Here is a 4,912-nt window from a genome sequence, read left to right on the forward strand (position 1 = left end):
CGCAGTTCCCCGCGCCCCTTGCGCGGGCGCCCCTTCAGGGGCGCGGGGAACTGCGCGAGCGACCACGACGCGCCCGCACCCGGGCTACTCGCCGAGCCCCGCCAGATCACGCAGCCGGCGGCCCTGCGCCGCCCGTTCCGCGGCGCGCTGGGCCGGGAGGTCACGGCCGAGCGCACCCTGCAGCAGCGCCTTCGTCTCGATCACGGCGTCGCGCGGCGCCGCGAGAACGGCGGAGGCGAGATCGCGTACGGCGTCGTCCAGTTGGTCCGCGGGCACGGAGAGGTTGGCCAGCCCGCCGGCGACGGCCTCCTCGGCCGGGACGTAGCGGCCGGTGACGCAGATCTCCAGGGCGCGGGCGTACCCGACCAGGCCGACGAGCGGGTGGGTGCCCGTCAGGTCGGGGACGAGGCCGAGGGAGGTCTCGCGCATGGCGAACTGGACATCGTCGGCGACCACTCGCAGATCACAGGCGAGGGCGAGCTGGAAGCCCGCCCCGATGGCGTGTCCCTGCACGGCGGCGATGGTCAGGAGGTCGCTCCGCCGCCACCAGGTGAACGCCTCTTGGTACTCGGCGATGGTCGCGTCCAGTTCCGCGTCCGGGCCGCGGGCCATGTCGAGGAACGACGGCTCGCCGTCGAAGCCCTCCGGGGTGAACGCCTGCCGGTCGAGTCCGGCCGAGAACGACTTGCCCTCGGCGCGCAGCACGACGATCCGGACGGAGCCCGGCAGCCGCCGCCCTGCCTCGGTGAGCGCCCGCCACAGAGCGGGGCTCTGCGCGTTGCGCTTGGCCGGGTTGGTCAGCGTCACCGTGGCGATGGCGTCGTCGACGGTGAGCCGTACGCCGTCCTGGTCGAGTACGGGGTCCTGGTCGAGTACGGGGTCCTGCGCAGCCATGAGGCGCCTCCGATGGGTGCGGTCGGCCGAACTTAAGTGACTGCACAGTAACCACCCGGTCGGTCATGTGTCCGACCGGGTGGCCACCATCGAAGAGCCGAGGGGCCGCCCGGAACATTCAGGCCGTTGTGGCCTTCTTGCCCCGGGTCGCCCCGCCACGCCCTCGCAGCGTGACACCCGACTCACTGAGCATGCGGTGCACGAAGCCATACGAGCGGCCGGTCTCCTCGGCCAACGCCCGGATGCTCGCACCGGCGTCGTACTTCTTCTTCAGGTCTGCCGCGAGCTTGTCGCGCGCGGCGCCGGTAACCCGGCTGCCCTTCTTCAGAGTCTCGGCCACCCGTGCCTCCTCATGGGAAGTGCGCTCTGGTCTCCTCATGATCACCCCTCCGGGCCGTCATGGCCACCCATTCGGCAAGGTCGATGAGACAAGGTTGTGACGACAGGAGTGCGTCCCCACAAGCGGAGCAAGGAATTCCAAGACCTCGCGTCCGTGCACCCGAACGGGTTCTTTCGAAGAAGTGCCTGGTCAGAAACGCGTCGCGGCCGAGCCCTCCACGAGGGAGAGCTCGGCCGCGAAAAAGATGTATGACACACCTCGGTACGAGGAGATCTCACACAGATGGTGGATCACGGATCGGCCGAATGATCCATACGCCGTGGATCATTCATTCGATCAAGCCAGGGCGACGAGATCCGCGTAGTCGGAACCCCAGAGGTCCTCGACGCCGTCCGGCAGGAGGATGATCCGCTCGGGCTGGAGCGCCTCGACGGCTCCCTCGTCGTGGGTGACGAGGACGACCGCGCCCTTGTAGGTGCGCAGCGCGCCGAGGATCTCCTCGCGGCTGGCCGGGTCGAGGTTGTTGGTGGGCTCGTCGAGCAGCAGCACGTTGGCGGAGGAGACGACCAGGGTGGCGAGGGCCAGGCGGGTCTTCTCGCCGCCGGAGAGGACCCCGGCGGGCTTGTCGACGTCGTCGCCGGAGAACAGGAACGAGCCGAGCGTCTTGCGGACGTCGACCAGGTCCAGGTCCGGGGCGGCGGAGCGCATGTTCTCCAGGACCGTGCGCTCCGGGTCGAGGGTCTCGTGCTCCTGCGCGTAGTAGCCGAGCTTGAGGCCGTGGCCCTCGACGACCCGGCCCGTGTCGGGCTGCTCGGCGCCGCCGAGCAGCCGGAGCAGGGTCGTCTTGCCCGCGCCGTTGAGGCCGAGGATGACGACGCGCGAGCCCTTGTCGATGGCCAGGTCGACGTCGGTGAAGATCTCCAGCGATCCGTACGACTTCGACAGGCCCTCGGCCATCAGCGGGGTCTTGCCGCACGGGGAGGGATCGGGGAAGCGCAGCTTGGCGACCTTGTCGGACTTCCGCTCGGCCTCCAGGCCGGCCAGCAGCTTGTCCGCGCGGCGGGCCATGTTCTGGGCGGCGACGGTCTTGGTGGCCTTCGCCCGCATCTTGTCGGCCTGCGAGTGCAGCGCGGACGCCTTCTTCTCGGCGTTCTGCCGTTCGCGCTTGCGGCGCTTCTCGTCGGCCTCGCGCTGCTGCTGGTAGAGCTTCCAGCCCATGTTGTAGACGTCGATCTGGGCGCGGTTGGCGTCCAGGTAGAACACCTTGTTCACGACCGTCTCGACCAGGTCGACGTCGTGGGAGATCACGATGAAGCCGCCGCGGTAGGTCTTGAGGTAGTCCCGCAGCCAGATGATCGAGTCGGCGTCGAGGTGGTTGGTGGGCTCGTCGAGCAGGAGGGTGTCGGCGTCCGAGAAGAGGATGCGGGCCAGCTCGATACGGCGGCGCTGACCGCCGGAGAGCGTGTGCAGGGGCTGGCCGAGCACCCGGTCGGGCAGGTTCAGCGCGGCGGCGATGGTCGCGGCCTCGGCCTCGGCGGCGTACCCGCCCTTGGTGAGGAACTCCGTCTCCTGGCGCTCGTACTGCTTGAGCGCCTTCTCCCGGGTCGAGCCCTGGCCGCTCGCGATGCGCTGCTCGTTCTCGCGCATCTTGCGGAGCAGGACGTCCAGGCCGCGCGCGGAGAGGATGCGGTCGCGGGCGAGGACGTCGAGGTCGCCGGTGCGGGGGTCCTGCGGGAGGTAGCCGACCTCGCCGGAGCGGGTGATGGTGCCGCCGGCCGGGATGCCCTCCCCCGCCAGGCACTTGGTGAGAGTGGTCTTGCCGGCGCCGTTGCGGCCGACGAGGCCGATGCGGTCGCCCTTGGCGACGCGGAACGTGGCGCTCTCGATGAGGACGCGGGCACCGGCGCGCAGCTCGATGCCGGAGGCGGAGATCACGGACAGACTCCTGGGCGGGTGGGGGCGGGATGGGCGGCTGAGGGGCGTTCCCGCCGTCTAATGCGCGAGGAGAATGGCCATGGGGCCAGTCTAACGGTGCCGTGCAACCACTTTTCTCCCGCGCCGTCCGCGGCCCGCGCGGGGCGCCCGGCGGCGTCCCGCGGACCCGTCAGCTGCCTCCCGTGTGGACCTGGAACGCCGCCCGGCGCACCGCCTTGGCCAGCGCCGGGTCGGGGTGCGCGGCGGCCAGCGCCACCAGGACCTGCACGGTACGGGGGTGGCCCACCGCCTGTACCTCGTCCAGCAGGGCCGGGACGGTGGCCTGCACCGCGGACTCCAGGTGGCGCACCAGCAGCGGGGCCTCGCCGTGGTCGGCGACGGCGGCGGCGGTGTCCACCCACAGCCAGGTCGCCTCGTGGCGGGTGAGCACCTCGTGGGCGTCCTCGGGGTCGACGCCGTCGTGCTCGGCCAGCCACAGCAGGGCGTACGGGCGGAGCGTCGGTTCGTCGGCCACGGACCGCACGTCGGGCTCGGCGGGGGCGCCGACGACGCGCAGCGCCTCGAAGGCGAGGCCGCGCAGGAGGGCGTCCTCGCCCCGGGCGGCCCCGAGGAGTTCGGTGACGGCGCTGCCGACGGGGCGGGCGGCGAGCCAGGCGCGGTACTCGTCGCGGGCGGCCTTGGGGCGGAGCTGGGCGCAGCCGCGGAGCATGTCCTCGGCGCCCTGCTCGATATTGCCGGCGGGGCTCTGGGCGGCGACGCAGATCTGCTCCAGCTTGACCCAGACCGCCCAGTTGCCGAGGGGCGTGAGGGTGGCCTGGCCGTCGCCGTAGGTGAGCGCTCCCACGGCGGCGAGGGCGCCGAGGGCCCAGTCGAGGAGCGGGCCGAGGAGGACGGCGTCGGCCTCGGGGCGGGGCAGGGGGTCGGGCTGGGGGCCGAGGGGCACCTCACAGCGCTCGGTACGCAGCTCGGTGACGCGCTGGCCGAGGAGGTCGAGGAGTTGCGCCTCGGGCACGGGCCCGGCGGAGAGCTGGAGGAAGGAGAGCACCTGGGGCATGGCCGAGACGACCTCGGCGACGGCGCCCGCCTCCTGGTCCGCGGGCTCGGGGTGGGCGAGCGACCAGGCGTCGAAGAGGGCGACCCAGCCGCGCAGTACGGCGCTGTCGTCCCGGTTCCAGGCGCGCAGCCGCCAGCCCGGACGGGCGCTGTCGCCGTGCACCTCGACCAGGCCGGCGAGGCGGGCGGTGTCCCAGTCGGCGCGGACCTGAGCCGGGGTCAGGCCCAGTTCGTCGGCGGCGCGTTCGGTGGTGGCGACGGAGAGGGTGGCCTTGCCGTCGGCGGTCCCGCTCTCGCGGCCGGGGCCGAGGGCGGCGTCTGCCCAGCGGGCGACGCGGGCCGCGTCGGCGAGGACGGTGCGCGCCATGCGGGCCAGCTCCGAGCGGGCCGGGGTGCCCTCCGGGGGGCGTGGCGCGGTGCGGCGTGGTGGCCGCTGGTTCATCGCTCTGGGGGCGGCGGCCAGGGGTCGCGGGCGGACGAGTCGGAGCCTGGAGTCGCGCGGGATACGGGACGTCACGGGTGCAGTCTTCCGGTTGACGGTCCGAAAACCCAAACGGAATGCCTCGACGTGTCCCGGACAAGGGTGCCGCGGGGGTCGCGGGGCGGGTTCCGCGAGGGTGGCGGGGGGTGCCGGGCCCGTGCCCCGCTCCGGGGAGCGGGGCGCGGAGCTTCGGGCCGGCGGGGCCGGGG

4 protein-coding genes are annotated in these 4,912 nt (G+C 72.7%); all 4 read right to left on the bottom strand.

The window, feature by feature from the left end:
• Positions 1–84: 84 nt before the first annotated feature.
• The gene (locus tag UW392_RS53270) at positions 85–894 is read right to left on the bottom strand and encodes an enoyl-CoA hydratase/isomerase family protein (RefSeq protein WP_320782685.1); all 810 of its coding nucleotides are present in this window, start codon (positions 892–894) and stop codon (positions 85–87) included.
• A gap of 118 nt (positions 895–1,012) precedes the next feature.
• On the bottom strand, positions 1,013–1,234 hold the full coding sequence (locus UW392_RS53275; protein WP_053128672.1) for a helix-turn-helix domain-containing protein: 222 nt from the start codon (positions 1,232–1,234) through the stop codon (positions 1,013–1,015).
• 336 nt (positions 1,235–1,570) lie between these two features.
• Positions 1,571–3,169 carry an ABC-F family ATP-binding cassette domain-containing protein gene (locus UW392_RS53280; protein WP_320782686.1) on the bottom strand — a complete coding sequence of 533 codons (1,599 nt, stop codon included), beginning with the start codon at positions 3,167–3,169 and terminating at the stop codon, positions 1,571–1,573.
• 169 nt (positions 3,170–3,338) lie between these two features.
• Positions 3,339–4,664 carry a hypothetical protein gene (locus UW392_RS53285; protein WP_320782687.1) on the bottom strand — a complete coding sequence of 442 codons (1,326 nt, stop codon included), beginning with the start codon at positions 4,662–4,664 and terminating at the stop codon, positions 3,339–3,341.
• Between the last annotated feature and the right edge of the window lie 248 nt (positions 4,665–4,912).

It is taken from the genome of Streptomyces sp. CRN 30 (assembly GCF_034105845.1).